We start from the raw sequence: 16,649 nt of genomic DNA, 5'->3' as shown, positions 1-16,649 counted from the left end.
CTAAGAACGGATCTAAGTGGGGGGCAGGACATGAAGGCAAGGAAAAGATATCGGACCTGGAGGATGGCGGCGCTCGGCGCCGTCATCCTCGCCGGGGCCGCCGGCGGCACGGCCATGCTGGCCGGAGCCGGAGCCCAGACCTGGGACGGCTCCGCGGATACGAGCTGGTTCGACGCGACCTACACGACGTTCAAGATCGACACGCCGGCCAAGCTGGCGGGCATCGCCAAGCTCGTCAACGGCGAGAACGGCGTGGACGGCCTGAAGGGCAAAATTCTGGAGGTCGACCGGAGCCTCGACCTGTCGGCGTACGACTGGCTGCCGATCGGCACGGAATCCCATCCGTTCAAGGGCACGCTGATCGCCAAGGACGGAGCGATGTTCGGCATTTCCGGCATGCGCGTTCCGGCCGCCATTCCTTATCAGGGACTGGTCGGCAACATGGACGGCGGCACGGTCGGCGGCTTCCGCTTCGAGGCGGACGGCGAGATCGACGTCACCGTGGCGGGCAACGTCTACGCAGGCTCGGCCGTGGGCAAGATGACCGGCTACAGCATCGTCTACGATATCGAGAACGAGCTTGCGATCGAGGCCGAGAGCGGCTCCGGCGTCGCCTATGCGGGCGGCATCGTCGGCTCGGGATCTGGGCAGGTGTCCAATGCGCTCAACGAGGCGTCCGTAACCGTGGCGGGCTCCACCTATGCCGGCGGTCTGGTCGGGCATGTGTCCGAGGGCGGCCTGACGCTGAAAAAGGCGGCCAATGACGGGGCGGTCTCCGCGAGCGGCGGAGCCGCGAGCGAGCTGTACGCCGGCGGCCTGACCGGCCTGACGGCCGGGGCGCTCGACATGCAGGGCGAGAGCACTCCGATCCGCAACGGCGGCGCCGTGACGGTGTCGGGCGGCCGGCTCGCGCATGCGGGCGGCCTCGCCGGGCATTACGGCTCGCCGGTGACGTTCTCGGCCGATACGGCGAACAGCGGCGAAGTCAGCGTGACGTCGCCGGATGCGGAAGAGAGCTACGCCGGCGGCGTGGCGGGCTCGATCGGCGGCGTCCTGCCGGACGCCTCCGTCGCGCTGCGCCAGACGGCCGCGGTCCATCATGCCGGCGGCGAACGCGTCTACTCCGGCACGATCGCCGGCTTCGTCGGCCCTGCGCTGACCTGGTCCAAAGGCTTCGAGCAGGCGATTCCGATCACCGCCGAAGGCAAGGACGTTTATGTCGGCGGCCTGTTCGGCTATGCGGCGCAAGGCGTCAGCCTGACCGACGATGACCCTGCGGCGTATGTCTCGGCGGCCGCCGTCGAGGCGCAAGGCACGGGCGCCGTATACGCCGGCGGCATCGTCGGCTACAACGGCGGCGGCCTGATCCGCCATGCGTCGTTCAAAAGCGGCCTGACGGCCGACACGTCCGGCGACAGCGCCGTTTATGCCGGCGGCATCGCCGGCTATCTGGCGGCGGGAGCCGAGATCAGCAGCTCCGCTGCCGGCGGCACGGCGGCACAGCCGCTCGCGATCGTCGCCGAAGGCGAGCTGGGCGGCATCGCCGGCCATTCCGACGGCACGATCTCCGCTTCGTCGGCTTCCTGGCTGACGCTGCGGGCGCAGCGCTCCGGCAGCGCGGCCGGCGGCATCGCCGGCGCCGCCTCCGGCACGATTGCAGGCGCTCGCGCCGGCGATCCGTCTGCGTCCGATTCGGCGAGCCTTCGCTTCGAGACGGCGATTGCTTCGCCGGCGGGCGGACGCGACGACTTCGCTGCCGGCGGCCTGATCGGCCGCGGCATCGGCGAGCTGACGGTAAGCGGCAGCCGGGTCGACCGGGTATCCGCCGCTCTGCCCGCGGGCATGACGGGAGTCGCGTTCGGCGGCGCGGCGGGCCGGATCGACGGCGCGGCCGTGCTCGGCACCTCGGCGCAGCCGCTGGCGGTCCGCGCGGTCACGCTGGAGGCGCCGGCCGACGAAGTCGCGCTTGGCGGCGGCATCGGCCGGCTTGACGGCTCCGCTCAGGCGAGCCTGCTCGTATCCGGCTTCGAGGTTGACTCTTCCGGCGCCCGCGCCCGCATCGGCGGCATCGCCGGCGAGAACGCCGGCAGCCTGAGCGGCGGCGCGGCCGAGGCGGTCACGATCCGCTCGACCGGCGCGGACGCGCGGCTCGGCGGGGCGGCCGGCCTCAGCCGCGGCTCGATCCTCGGCGCCGCGGCGCGCAGCGTCGCGCTTGCGGCCGGAGGCTCCGGCGCGGAAGCGGGCGGACTCGTCGGCCGGCTGGAAGGCACGGCGGACAGCCGCGCCTCGCTGACCGACTCGAAGCTTGAAGGCGGCGAGTCGCCGACGGCAGCGGCGACGGCGGCGGGAGCGCGCATCGGCGGCATCGCCGGCTACGCCGTCCATGCCGATCTCATCCGTCCGGCGGCGCTCGCGGAAGCGCCGAACTACGTCGCGCTAACGCTGAGCGCGCCCGGCATCGAGGCCGGCGGCTTGGCCGGCCGCGCGGACAGCAGCCGGATCGAGAGCGACCTGCAGCGCGTGAATATGCAGAACCTGCTCCTGACCGCATCGGCGGACGCCTCGCAGGCGAAGGCCGGCGGCCTGGTCGGCAGCAGCGTCGAGACGACGCTGCGCGGCCTCGTCGGCAGCGGCGCGAGCTTGCTGCTGAGCGGTCCGGATACGGCGGCGGGCGGACTGGCGGGCACGCTGAAAGGCGGCGAGGGTGCTGCGATCGTCGATACGGTGTTCGGCGGCATGCAGCTGAAGGCCAACGCCTCCGCAAGCGGCAGCTTCGTCGGCGGCATGGCGGCACGGCTGGAGGCGCGCGCGAGCGACCCGGCAGCCGCTCCGGCCAGCTCGAGCGGCGTCATCGTCAACAGCCGCGTATCCGGCAGCGTGCAGGCGCTCGCGCCGGGCATGACGGTCGGCGGCCTCGTCGGCGAGAACGCCAGCCTGATCGCCAACGTCAGCGTGACGGACAAGATTCCGGTTTCCTCCAAAGGCGCGAACGCCGTCGTCGGCGGCTTCGTCGGCCGCAACGCGGCGACGGGCACGCTCTACTACACGTACACGAACGCCAGTCTGACGATCGAGGGCCAGGGAACGCTGGCCGGCGGGCTCGTCGGCGACAACGCCGGCCGCATCCTCGCCTCCTATACGGACCTGGATCTGACGAGCAAAGCCTACGGCACGTCCGGCCAGCCGGTGTTCCTCGGCGGCCTCGCCGGCCGCAGCTCCGGCACGGTCGAGCAGTCGTACGCCGCCTCCAAGGTGACGGCTTCCGGCGCCTATGCGCAGGCCGGCGGCCTGCTCGGCGAGCTCGCGGGCGGCTCGGTCAAAAACGCCTACAGCGCCAAGAGCGTGACGGCTTCGGGCAGCGGCTCGTATGCCGGCGGCTTCGCCGGCCGGATCGTCTCCGGCCGCATCTCGTCGAGCTATTCCGCCGCCGAGGTGTCGGCGAGCGGGACGGCGCTGGCGGGCGGCTTCGCCGGCCGCTACGACAACGCGAGCAAGGAGCTGCTGTACAAGAGCTATTACATCAAGGACGAAAAGCTCAACCTGAACAAGGATCTGCCTGACTTTGCCGACGGCGAGTACCGCTGGCTGAGCGTGCTCGGCCGCCTGAGCACGATCCTGTCGTCGACGCTGTCGGACCGCTCGGAGTTTCCGGCGCTGTCGGGCTGGGATTTTGCCGGCGCCTGGAAATACGGCTCGCTTGGCGCCCAGTACCAATATCCGGAAGTAAACCGCGCGGCTAGCAGCGGCGGCGGGGAAGAGGGCACGGGCGGCAACGTCAACGCCAACCTCAACTGGTACTTGCGCGATAAGGACGCGACGACGTTCCAGATCGGCACGGAGGCCGAACTGGCAGGTCTGGCGGCCATCGTCAACGGCACGCTTGTCGGCGTCGAGCCGTTCAGCTTCGCCGGCCGCACGATCGAGATCAAAGGTCCGATCCATGTGCAGTCCGCCCAGTGGAGCCCGATCGGCGTCAGCGAGGCGCTGGCGTTCCAGGGCGAGCTGCTCGGCGGCGGCCATCTGATCGACGGCTATGCCGTCAGCGGCGAGGTTCCGTTCGGAGGCTTGTTCGGCGTCATCGGCGCGGACGGCTCGGCGAGCGGCCTCGCGCTGGAGCCGAAGGAAGCGCGCGGCTCCTCGTATGCCGGAGCGCTGGTCGGCCTCAACTACGGCCGCATCGCCGACATCGCGCTGAAGCTGCCTGCGGGAGCGTCTGTCTCCGGCGGCGTCGCCGGCGGCATCGTCGGCCGCAGCGAAGGCGCGGCGGACAGCCTGCGGGCCGAGCTCGCCGGCGGCCGCGTCGAGAGCGCGGCGGCGGGCGGAGCGGCCGGCGGCATCGCCGGCGAGAACGTCTCCGCGATCGCAGCCGGCAGCTGGAGCCTGACGACGTCGGGCGAAGTGGGCAGCCGCATCGCGGCAACCGGCGACGAGGCGGCGGCGGGCGGCCTGGCGGGACGCCAGAGCGGGACTTCCTCGGCGCTGAAGCTGGAGCTGACGCGGCTCGCGGTCGAAGCCTCCGGCATTGATTCCGCGGCGGGCGGCCTGTTCGGCTCCTACGCGGACGGCGACGCCTCGGAGCTGTCCGTCTCGTTCGGCGAGGCGGTCTCTGTGAGCGCCGGCGCGGACGATGCGGCGGCGGGCGGTCTGATCGGCCGCTCGGCAGCCGGCAACGGCCTCAGCGGCCTGAAGGTCGAGGCGGCTCCGTCCGCGCTCGGCGTAACGGGCGGCGGCTCTGCCGGCGGCTTGATCGGCGAAAAGACGGGCCGCGGCATCGCGGCCTGGGACGTGCGTGACGCTTCGGTCCAAGGACTGGCCGTAAAAGCTCCGGCCGGCTCGGACGAGGCGGCGGTCGGCGGACTGATCGGCCGCGCGGACCAGACAGCGCTTGGCGGCGTCAAGGCTAGCTTCGCGTCGCTGGACGCGCGCGGAGAGGCCGTTTATGCCGGAGGCATCGTCGGCCGCGCGGCGGAGACGACGATCCAGGACGCCGAGGCGTCCGGACCGATCGCCGCCGCGCTCGACGCCGGCTCCGTCGGCGCGCTGGCGGCTGGCGGCATCGCCGGCGAGCTGAGCGCATCGGACCGCGATGCGGGACTGCGCTTCGGCGGCCTCTATCCGCTGTACCGCGGCCTGTATCAGGCGGAGTACGAAGGCGAGCTGCACCTGGCGGCCGCAGGCGGCGAATCCGCGCTGCATGCGGGCGGCCTCGTCGGCGCGCTGCGCAGCGCCTCGATCTATGACTCGTCGAGCCGCGCGCATATCGCCGCCGGCTCGGCGGGCGAGCTCGACGCGGGCGGCATCGCCGGCTTCAGCAGCGGCATCCTCGTCCATGCCGATGCGTTCGGCGGCATCGACGCCTCCGGCAGCGGCGTCTACCGCGTCGGCGGCCTTGTCGGCCGCGCGCTGGACGGCGAGATCCACTACAGCCGGGCCGTCGCTGCCGGCGGATCGCGGATCGCGGTCGGCACGGCGCTGACGATCGGGGAAAATCTCCCGGCGACGTTTGTCGGCGGCGCGCTCGGCCAGGGCGACCGTCTCGTCGTCGCCCGCAGCTCCGCGTCGATCCCGGTCGACGTAGCTGACGGCAACATCGACACGACGCTGTATGCCGGCGGCTTCGCCGGACAGCTCGGCGAGAACGGCGCGGGCAGCGGCTCGATCCGCTACGCCTATGCGGACGGCGCGGTGACGGCTGCCGGCAAGCGCGGCTCCTACGCGGGCGGCTTCGCCGGCTCCATCAACCGCTTCGCCGTCGAGGACAGCTATGCGTCCGGCTCGGTCAGCAACACCGGCCAGGACACGCGTACCGGCGGCTTCGCGGCCGCCGTCGAGCGCAGCGGCAGCGTGCTTCGCTCCCATGCGCTGCAGGAGCGCGTCGCCACGACCGGCCTCGCCGGCACGACCCGCTCGTATACGGGCGGCTTCGCCGGCTACAACGACGGCAAGATCGAGCAGGCGTACGCGTCCGCGATCGAGCTGACCGTCAGCGCCAAGGGCACGGACACGCATAAAGGCGCGCTCGTCGGCTACAACTTCCGCGACGGCCGCATCGCCTTGTCCGCCTACAGCGGCAGCGGCGCGGCGGTAGGACGCAACGCTGGGGCGGCGGCTTCGGCCGAGGCCGTGCCGGCGCGCGATCCGCGTCCGGCGGGCAGCTGGGCGGCGACGTACGATCCGTCCGTCCTGCTCCTGTCCGCAGACGGCGAGATTGCGATCGGCAGCCGCGCGCAGCTGGACGGCTACGTTCGGCTGAGCAACGACACCGGCGCCGCCTACTTCAAGCTGTTCGACCGCGCGGCCACGGCTTCGCCGCTCGGCTCCGGCGACAAGCTGCGGCTGACGGCGGACATCGACCTGTCCGCGTTCGGCTGGACGCCGCTGCAAGCCTTTGACGGCGAGCTGGCCGGCGACGGCCATCGGCTGATCGGCCTGCGCGCCGACGGCGGCAGCGGCGACGCGGCGCTCGCGCTCGTCAACCGCGGCCGCATCGCCGACCTGCAGCTCGTCGGCGCGAGCGTGCAGGCCGGCCGTCATGCCGGCCTCGTCGCCGCGATCAACGCGGACGGCGGCGACATCCGCGGCGTCACGGCCGAGGGCAAGGCTAGCGGCGGCGCTGGCGCGGGCCTCATCGCCGGCGTCAACGAATCGGGCGGCATGCTCCGCGACGTCACGGCCGAGGGCTCGGCGAGCGGCGCCGACGCGGGCCTCGTCGCCGGCATCAACGCGGCCGGCGGCGACATTCGCGGCGCGACGGCCGAAGGCTCGGCCAGCGGCCGCCTGAGCGCCGGCCTCATCGTCGGCGACAATGCCGGCCTCATCGCCGAGTCCGGCGCCGCCGGCCTCGCGCGCAGCGAAGCCAGCGCCGGCGGCATCGCCGGCATCAACCGCCAGGACGGCGTCATCGAGCGCTCGTACAGCGCGGCCGATGCGTCGTCCAAAGGCGCGGAAGCCGCCGCGGGCGGCGCGGCCGGACGCAACGACGGCCGCATCTCCGACACGCTGGCGTCCGGAAGGGCGACGGCGGACGGCACGGCGCTCGCTTGGGCGGGCGGCCTCGCCGGCCGCAGCGCAGGCGCCGTCGAGCGCTCCGTCGCGGGCGGCGAAGCGGTCGCTTCGATCCAGGGCGCGCTCGTGCCGGGACGCAGCTTCTTCGGCGGCCTCGCCGGGCAGCTGGCGGACGGCGGCAAGATTGCCGGAGCGTCGTTCCACCGGCAGCTGGTCAAGCGCGGCGTCGCTTATTACGACGCCGCAGGCATCATCCGCACGGAGGGCGGCCTTGACGGCGCGGCTCTGACGAGCGGCACGCTTCCGTCCGGCCTGTCCGGCGGCGTCTGGCGCGCAGCGGCCGGCTTCTATCCGGCGCCGTCCGACAGCCCGCTCGCCCGCCTGGCGGCCGCGGCCGTCATGCCGGCGGCCGGCGACACGATCAACCGCCTGACGGCAGGCTTCGGCCTCAGCCGGGCGGACGGCCTCCTCTGGAGCGCCGATCCGTCGCTCGTTCAGCTCCATTCCGGCTCCGGCCGGCTGCTGGCCGACGGCGTCGCCGAGCTCCAAGCCTCGCTGGGCGGCTTCGCCCGTACGATTGTCCTGAACGCGCCGGAGCTGCGCTGGCCGCAGGCCGCAGCCGCTCCGCAAGTCGTCTCGGGCGATCGGGAGTTCAAGGAGAAGGTCGAGATCGACCTGTCCGCCGAGCCGGGAGCCGTCATCCATTACACGCTTGACGGCAGCGAGCCGAGCGAGCAATCGGCCGTCTACTCGTCGCCGATCCTGCTCAAGGCGACGACGACGCTGAAGGCGATCGCAGTCGTGCTCGGCAAGGAGCACAGCCCGGCGCTGAGCGGCGAGTGGAAGCTGCAGCCGCCTTCATCGCCGTCGGGCGGAGGAGGGTTCTTCTTCCCGGCGCCGAGCCCGTCTCCGACGCCTGAGCCTAAGCCTGCCGTCGAATCGAACATCGGCAAGCCGGCGATCGGCGACGAGCAGCCCGCCGCCGTGCGCGCGCCGCGCGGCAGCATCCTGCGGCTGACCGCGCCGGAGGGCAAGTGGATCCGCTATACGACCGACGGCAGCGACCCGACGGAGTCCAGCCCGCGCTTCACCGGCGAGCTGGTGCTGAACCGCTCCGTGACGGTGAAAGCGCTCGTCGAAGGCGACAAGCGCATCCTGACGTACAAGTTCGACGTCGGCGCCGCGCAGTACAGCCTGCGCAAGGATGCCTCGACCGTGCGCTACGCTTCCGGCTATGCCGACGGCATGTTCAAGCCGGACGCGGCGATGAGCCGCTACGAGCTGATCGAAGCGCTTGCGCCGCTGCTTGACCGCGAGGAGGGCGAGCTGTACAACGCCTTCCCGGACAAGTCGGGACGCAGCGACCAGCTCGTCGCCTTCTTCGCCTCCGCCGGCATCGTCGGCGGCTATCCGGACGGCACGTTCGGCGGCGACCGCGGCCTGACGCGGGCGGAGTTCGCTGTCATCGCCGCGCGGGCGCTCCAGATCAGCGTCGACGGCGATGCCGTGCCGAAGCAGAAGGATGCGCGCAAGCACTGGGCGTCGAGCTTCATCGCCGCCCTGACCGATGCGGGTTATATCCAGGGCTTCCCGGACGGCAGCTTCCGTCCGAACAGCCCGCTCACCCGCGCGCAGGCGATCTCGCTGCTGAACCGCATGGCCGGCACGGCCAAGCGCGCGGACGCCGGGCCGCATTATGGCGACGTGCCGCCGAGCCACTGGGCGTACGCCGACATCATGGCCGCAGCCCGCGACTGAGCCGGCCGTCCGGCCAGGCATGATTTCCGATCCAGGAAAGGAAGTTAAGCGATGAAAAAAGGATGGATCGCCGTCCTGGCTCTAGCCGCCGTGCTGGCGGCAGGGCCGTATGCGGCAGGCACGACGCAGGCGGAGCGGCAGGCGCCGCTGGCGGCCGATGACAGCTACCGGCTCGCCTCGAGCGCCGTGTTTTACCTGAGGGCGCTCGGAGCCGACGGCACCGTCGGCGCGACGGGCACCGGGGTGCTGCTCTCCGCGAGGGGCGATGCCGCGACCGCCTATCATGTCGTGAAGGGCGCGGCGAAGCTGGAGGCGGTGCTCGCGGACGGAAAGACCGTCTCACCGGTGAAGGTCGTCCGCTACGACGAGCGGACCGATGCGGCCGTGCTGGAGCTGCCCGCTCCGAAAAGCGGAGGCGGCTATCCGTTCGTCGCCCGGCGCGCGGAGAAGCTGGAGCATGGCGACGCCGTCTATGCGATCGGCTATCCGCTCAAGCAGACGCCGATCGTGACGCAGGGCATCGTCAGCAGCCCGGACGCGGTCGTGAGCGGCCGCAGCCGCGTGCTGATCGACGCCGCCATCGCGAGCGGCATGTCGGGCGGTCCGCTGCTCGACGAGCAAGGGCGGCTGGCCGGGATCATTTCCGGCTCGCTGCGCACGATGGCCGGCATCCATCTGGCGGTCGGCATGGCCGATCTGAACGCTTTGCTGCCGGACGGCTTGCGGACGGCGGACTGATTTTTGCTTGGCGGGGCGGACGGGTGGTATGATGGGCTCAGCCATATCGAAGGAGATGAAGCCATGAACGTATACGACAAAGCTTACGAATTGGCCAAAGCTCTGGAAGACAGCCACGAGGCGAAGACGATGCGCGCCGCGCGCGCGGCCGCCGACGCCGATCCCGACGCCCGCCGGATGCTGTTCGATTTTCAAAAGAAGCAGGTTGATCTCCAGCAGCGCATGATGAGCGGCGAGGAGCCGTCGGCCGACGAGCTGGAGGGCATGAGCCGCCTGTACGAGGTGCTGAGCCTCAATCCGCTCGTGCAGAAGTATTTCGAGGCGGAAAAGCGCCTCTCTGTCGTCGTCGAGGACGTCAACCGCATCATCGGCAATTCCTTGCAGTCCCTGCTTCTCTCTTCCGAGTAGTCCAATGACCGGAACCGGAAGCTTGGCGGCCCATCTCCCTGCCCGGGGGGAGCGGGCCGCTTTTTTCATTCCGGGAGGAGACTCGAGTTCAAGACCTTGTAAAAGTCGAAACGGAGTAAAGAGAATGACCACATGCGAGTGCAACAACTCAATACCATCTTCTTCAATTGCAACGGCAGCGATGCCGTTTTTCTTTTTGTATTGATTAGAACATGCGCTCTTGTTCTTAGGGCGGAATTGATTGGTTTATAAGCGATTATCGGGAAAATACGACTCCTTTTTGGGAATGGAAGCTTAAACCGAGTCGGGTAAACAATTCAAGTGTGTATGCCGATAGAAGCTGTTAGAAATGAATCTGCAATGGACTTAGCTGTAGGAATGACTTCAGGGGGACAAGGACAATGCATAATCTTAACAAATCCAGCAAGTGGATAAGGAAGCTAAACTTCTTGATTGTAGCGTTGCTTATCGTGAATTCGAGTCTGTTTATCGCTCCGGCTCATGCCGCGGTTTCTGCGGATTCGTGGGTTCAATATGGTTGGCAGTCGCCGACCAGCAGTGCGGATCCGGGAGGATTTTATTTCCCTGCCGGGGTGGCTGTGGATACCAGCGGCAATGTGTACGTTGCGGATTATGGCAACCATCGGATTCAGAAGCTGACCGTATCCACCAATACATGGAGCGAGTGGGGAGCGGGGAATAGTCTATCCGGAAGCGGGCTGGGACAGTTCTCGGGACCGACCGGATTGGCGGTGGACAGCGCCGGGAATGTGTATGTGGCCGATTCCCTCAATAACCGCGTTCAAAAGCTGACCGTATCCACGAATACCTGGAGCGAGTGGGGGAAGGGGAACGGCCAAGCGGGAAACGGATTGGGCGAATTCTCCATTCCCGGCGCGGTTGCTGTAGACGCCGCCGGGAATGTTTATGTAGCGGATTATGGCAATAATCGATTGCAGAAGCTGACGATATCCACGAATACCTGGAGCGAGTGGGGAGCGGGAAATTCCAGAGATGGAAACGGGCTGGGCGAGTTCAGCGGTCCCTCTGGTGTAGCGGCGGACAGCAGCGGGAATGTATATGTTGCTGATACGCGTAACCATCGCGTTCAGAAGCTGTCGGCAGCCGACGGTACGTGGAGCAAATGGGGCAAAACGGGCGGCGGCGAAGGAAGCGGCTTGGGCGAGTTTAATAGTCCAGGCGGAATAGCGGTAGACAGTGACGGGAATATGCTCGTTGCCGATTATATGAACAATCGGATCCAGAAGCTGTCGGTAGAAGACGGTACTTGGAGCAAGTGGGAGAAGGACGGCGGAGGAACAGGAGACGGCTTGGGCGAGTTCAATATGCCGTCCTCGGTAGCCGTCGATAGCAGCGGGAATATGTATGTGGCCGACCTTAATAACAATCGTATTCAAAAGCTCTCGGCTGACGACAGCACATGGAGCCAGTGGAGGGTAACCACCATTGCGTCGAGCTCCCGCCTGGGCGGGTTTAATTCCCCTGTAGGAGTGGCGGTAGACGACAGCGGGAATATGTATGTGGCGGATCTCCTGAATAGTCGCATTCAGAAGCTGACCCTGTCTACCCACACTTGGAGCGAGTGGGGGGCGGGAGGAGGCGCCACAGGATCAGGATTGGGCGAATTCTATGCAGCAGCAGGTGTAGCGGTAGACCACAATGGGAACGTGTATGCGACGGATTATGGCAATAATCGGGTCCAGAAGCTGACCGTTGCTACGAATACATGGAGCGACTGGGGTGCAGGGAATGGCCAAGCAGGAAGCGGATTGGGCGAATTCAGTGTGCCTATTGGCGTAACTGTGGACGGCAGCGGGAATGTGTATGTAGCCGATATGGAGAATGATCGAATCCAGAAGCTGACCGTTTCTACGAATACATGGAGCGAGTGGGGCAAGGCTGGCGGCGGACCGGGAAGCGGCTTGGGCGAGTTCGATGGTCCAGTCGGAGTAGCAGTAGATGACGGCGGGAATGTGTATGTGGCGGATGTCTACAATAATCGGATTCAGAAGCTGGACATCTCCACGAATACGTGGAGCGAGTGGGGGAAAGCTGGCGGCGGAGCAGGAAGCGGTCTAGGCGAGTTTAATGGCCCGTTCGGAGTAGCTGTAGACAGCAATGGGAATATCTATGTGGCTGATAGAGGCAACCATCGGATTCAGAAGCTGGACATCTCCACAAATACGTGGAGCGAATGGGGGAAAGCAGGCGGCGGAGCAGGAAAAGGCTTGGGCGAGTTCGACACGCCAAACGGAGTGACGGTCGACAGGGCCGGCAATGTCTATGTAGCCGATTCAAACAACCATCGAATTCAGAAGCTCGAGGCGGCTTCGGCGGCCTCTCCGATCAGCGACTTCGCGAGCACGGGGCATACGAGCACGACGGCAACGTTCGGGTGGACAGGAGCAATTGGAGCGACGAATGTTGTCATTGAGCAGTCTGCGGCAGGGGCGAACGCATGGACGACAGCGACGACCGGCGCAATTGCGGCCAATGCAACAAACGCAACGGTAACGGGCTTAAGCGCAGCGACGGCGTATGATTTCCGTTTGGTCGTCACGGGCGGAAGCCATGCAGGCACATCGAACACGGCAAGTGTGACGACAGATGTGACGACAGATGCCTCCCCGATCAGCGACTTCGCGAGCACGGGGCATACGAGCACGACGGCGACGTTCGGGTGGACGGGAGCGATCGGAGCGACGAATGTTGTCATTGAGCAGTCTGCGGCAGGGGCGGACGCATGGACGACAGCGACGACTGGCGCAATTGCAGCCGATGCGACAAACGCAACGGTAACAGGTTTAAGCGCAGCGACGGCGTATGATTTCCGTTTGGTCGTCACGGGCGGAAGCCATGCAGGCACATCGAACACGGCAAGTGTGACGACGGATGCCTCTCCGATCAGCGACTTTGCAAGTACGGGGAAGACAAGCACGACGGCGACGTTCGGGTGGACGGAAGCGATCGGAGCGACGAATGTTGTCATTGAGCAGTCTGCGGCAGGGGCGAACGCATGGACGACAGCGACGACCGGCGCAATTGCGGCCAATGCAACAAACGCAACGGTAACGGGCTTAAGCGCAGCGACGGCGTATGATTTCCGTTTGGTCGTCACGGGCGGAAGCCATGCAGGCACATCGAACACGGCAAGTGTGACGACAGATGTGACGACAGATGCCTCCCCGATCAGCGACTTCGCGAGCACGGGGCATACGAGCACGACGGCGACGTTCGGGTGGACGGGAGCGGCCGGAGCGACGAATGTTGTCATTGAGCAGTCTGCGGCAGGGGCGAACGCATGGACGACAGCGACGACTGGCGCAATTGCGGCCAATGCAACAAACGCAACGGTAACGGGCTTAAGCGCAGCGACGGCGTATGATTTCCGTTTGGTCGTCACGGGCGGAAGCCATGCAGGCACATCGAACACGGCAAGTGTGACGACGGATGTGACGACAGATGCCTCTCCGATCAGCGACTTTGCGAGCACGGGGCATACGAGCACGACGGCAACGTTCGGGTGGACAGGAGCAATTGGAGCGACGAATGTTGTCATTGAGCAGTCTGCGGCAGGGGCGAACGCATGGACGACAGCCACGACCGGCGCAATTGCGGCCAATGCAACAAACGCAACGGTAACGGGCTTAAGCGCAGCGACGGCGTATGATTTCCGTTTGGTCGTCACGGGCGGAAGCCATGCAGGCACATCGAACACGGCAAGTGTGACGACGGATGCCTCCGCACCTAGCACCCCTATCTCTTCAGGGGCCTCATATCCCGCGACGGAGGCTGACGATTCAGAGGGATTCGTTCTGATCAACGGCGAAGCGGTGAATGTGGGAACATTAACAGCAACCGACAGGAATGGACAAACGGTAACTGCCCTGTCCCTTGACTATCCGAAAATGGCTGACTTGCTCGCAACAGACGGGCAAAATGCGATAGTAACGACTCTGTTCGACAAACATTCTGAAGTGGCCTTAGTCGAACTGAGTGGTCAGACACTTAAACTCATGCAAGAGAAGCATGCGATTCTCGTAATCAAGACGGATCGGGCAACGTATACGTTGCCGGCACAGCAGCTCAACTTGAATAACTTATCCAATCAAATAGGCAGTTCGATAGCCTTGCAGGATATCAAGATGCAGATTGAAGTCGCCGAGTCGCTGGCCGATACAGTTAAAGTCGTGGAGAATGCGGCGGCCAAAGGTGCTTTCAAACTCGTTGCGGCGCCAGTTGACTTTGAGATTCGAGCCGTATACGGCGACACGATGATTCCGGTATCGAAATTCAATGCCTATGTGGAACGTACCATTGCCATTCCTGACGGAGTCGATCCAAACAATATCATGACTGGAGTTGCCTTCGACCGGAAGGGAGCCATACGCCACGTGCCTACCAGAATCGTTAAGTTGGACGGCAGCTATTATGCCAAGATCAGCAGCCTGACGAACAGCACGTATTCGGTTGTCTGGAACCCGGTTGAATTTGACGACATGGCGAACCATTGGGCTGAACTTGCTGTGAATGATATGGGATCGAGGTTGATTATCGAAGGTACGGGAAGCGGCATGTTTAATCCCGATCGCGAGATTACCCGTGCCGAATTCGCAGCTATAATCGTGCGCGCACTGGGACTCGAACTGCAGAATAGCGGTTCGCCATTCTCGGATGTCGCTTCGTCGGACTGGTATAGCGGCGTGCTGAATACAGCCTATTCGTATCAACTGATCAATGGGATTGGGGACGGCACCGTACACCCGAACGACCGCATAAAGCGGGAAGAGGCGATGGTGATGATTGCCAAAGCGATGAAGCTCACGGGATTGAAGGACAAGCTTCCCGAACAGGCGCCGGAATTATTGCTTCGTCCATATACAGATGCAGCAGTCGCATCCGAATGGGCGCGGAGCAGCATAGCCGATTGTATCCAATCAGGCATCGTGTCGGGCAGAAGCGATGCACTTCTTGCACCGAAGGCGTTCATGACTAGGGCAGAGGTTGCGATGATCGTACAGCGCTTGCTTCAAAAATCAGAGTTGATCTAAGTTTGCTACGCCGTCAAATCCCGCCTGGGTGGAGTAACTCTATTTGGGCGGGATTTTTTGTTGTTTAGGAAATTAAACGCGATGTAGAAATGCGGATAACTTGACGATGAATAAACGGGAGGGATTGGGATGAGCAACAAGCCAGAAACGCATGGTTTCTGGCAATTGCATGCTGACCGTTTCCCACAAGAGATAAAAGAAGACATCCAAACAAACAACGGTACGAAAGGCGATCGGGATATCCACAATGAATAGACAGTCTCCTAAGGGACGCTAGACAGCGCCAAGCAGTGGAAGAGTGTAGCGTACATCCCGGATGCTGAAGTGGTTCCCGAAGGATGAGAAAGTTTTATGTGAACGCGGAGCAGCCAAGTAGATCGGAAGATATCTCGCAAGGCCAGCGATTGCGGAATACCGAATCGTAAAGTATGACTGCCACACCGTGCATTACTTGGTATGAAGACCACCAAACGGGCAAGCGAGTAGATGTGAAAGCGCCGGAATTTCTGTTTCTGTATGACATCCTACAGCATATCCCGGTCAAACATTTTCAAAAGAACTCTTGGCGAGAGTTCTATTGGTAAAAGATGAACCATTGGCATTAGTTGGGCTGCGAATGGCCTTAGAAAGCGAGTTCGGCGAGATCGTAGCTGCGTAATCGAATTCGACCGAGGTCGTTGGGCTGAAGCTCGCCAGGCAGCTTCAAGCGGTCGTTCCGGGTATTGAAATCTTATTTAGTACGATTTGCAACCAGTATGCGATTCGCGCATTTGAGCCCTATGCTCTGGACTATATCATGAAGCCGGTGGAGAGCAAGTGGCCGGCTCGTGTGCGATCGGAACGAGGCGTTCGAGCTGAATTTGAAGGCGGAATAGCAGCAAATAGTCCCTGATCCCTGCCCCTCTTCAAGCAAGAGCATGTTCTTCCATCCGCCCGCATACAGTGGAAGAGACAAGCCAAGGGGAGGAACAGGGCGATGAGAAAGTGGAAGCACGGCATCTATCTGCTCGCCGCGCTCGGCATGCTGGTCTATGCGCTGCCGCGGCTCGAGCTGAGCGGCGCCTGGACGGCTGCGACCGTGTTCGGCATCATGTGGTCGGCGCTCGCGATGCTCGTCATCGCGGCCAACCTGCGGGCGCTGGCGAGCGACCGCGAGCGGGAGCGGCGGCGGATCGCGGCGATCCGCCGGCAGCAGGCGTACAGCCGCGAGCAGGCCGCCGCCCGCCGGCGCTCGGCCCGGCGGGGCGGCTGATCCGGCGCGGGACGAGCTTGCCGAGGTGTCGAAAACGGGCTCTCGAGCCGATATGTTCCATAGTCCGCCCTTGAGGAGGACGAAAGGAGGCTGACGGCCCATGAGCAGCGTCTCGCAAGGATTGGCCGCTTCGGCCGCGATGACCCAGCATGCGCTGGCGCTTGCGGTCGGCACCGGCGTCATGAACATCTCCAAGGACATGTTCGAGCAGCAGGGGCAGCAGCTGGCGGAGATGATCCGCCAGGCGCCGCATCCGACGCTCGGCGGCTCCTTGGACATCAAGGTGTAGGCCGCATCATCCAAAAAGAGCCTCGCCCCGGCCGGAACGGCTGGCGGCGGGGCTCTTTTTGCAAGCTATTTCCAGCCTGCAGCGAGCGGCTGAAATCTTGACCGCTGTAATTGAAAATGATAATCTT

At 65.1% G+C, this 16,649-nt stretch carries 7 protein-coding genes; all 7 read left to right on the top strand.

Annotation, left to right across the window (positions count from 1 at the left end; all coding sequences use genetic code 11):
- Nucleotides 1-30 precede the first annotated feature (30 nt).
- The 7 genes from GE073_RS18425 (at nucleotide 31) to GE073_RS18400 (ending at nucleotide 16,522) form a co-directional block, all read left to right on the top strand.
- Nucleotides 31-8,763: a chitobiase/beta-hexosaminidase C-terminal domain-containing protein gene (locus GE073_RS18425; RefSeq protein ID WP_153784044.1), complete on the top strand. Its 8,733-nt coding sequence runs from the start codon at nucleotides 31-33 to the stop codon at nucleotides 8,761-8,763.
- Between the two features lie 51 nt (nucleotides 8,764-8,814).
- Nucleotides 8,815-9,501: a S1C family serine protease gene (locus GE073_RS18420; RefSeq protein WP_153784043.1), complete on the top strand. Its 687-nt coding sequence runs from the start codon at nucleotides 8,815-8,817 to the stop codon at nucleotides 9,499-9,501.
- Between the two features lie 63 nt (nucleotides 9,502-9,564).
- Nucleotides 9,565-9,909 carry a YlbF family regulator gene (locus GE073_RS18415; RefSeq protein WP_153784042.1) on the top strand — a complete coding sequence of 115 codons (345 nt, stop codon included), beginning with the start codon at nucleotides 9,565-9,567 and terminating at the stop codon, nucleotides 9,907-9,909.
- 401 nt (nucleotides 9,910-10,310) lie between these two features.
- Nucleotides 10,311-14,981, top strand: coding sequence for an S-layer homology domain-containing protein (locus tag GE073_RS18410; protein WP_153784041.1), 4,671 nt, complete (start codon nucleotides 10,311-10,313; stop codon nucleotides 14,979-14,981).
- Nucleotides 14,982-15,110: 129 nt separating this feature from the next.
- Entirely contained in the window at nucleotides 15,111-15,236 is a 126-nt protein-coding gene (locus GE073_RS25830; RefSeq protein WP_267238420.1) for a hypothetical protein, read from the top strand.
- Between the two features lie 721 nt (nucleotides 15,237-15,957).
- Nucleotides 15,958-16,233, top strand: coding sequence for a hypothetical protein (locus tag GE073_RS18405; RefSeq protein WP_101807972.1), 276 nt, complete (start codon nucleotides 15,958-15,960; stop codon nucleotides 16,231-16,233).
- A gap of 100 nt (nucleotides 16,234-16,333) precedes the next feature.
- Complete coding sequence (locus GE073_RS18400) at nucleotides 16,334-16,522, top strand: YjfB family protein (protein ID WP_028599110.1); 189 nt, start codon at nucleotides 16,334-16,336, stop codon at nucleotides 16,520-16,522.
- The last annotated feature ends 127 nt before the right edge of the window (nucleotides 16,523-16,649 follow it).

It is taken from the genome of Paenibacillus sp. B01 (assembly GCF_009649995.1).
In the GTDB taxonomy this organism is placed as follows: Bacteria; Bacillota; Bacilli; order Paenibacillales; family Paenibacillaceae; genus Paenibacillus_O; species Paenibacillus_O pasadenensis.
The sequence above is the reverse complement of the archived record's forward strand: the minus strand, read 5'-3'. Positions and strand labels throughout refer to the sequence as shown.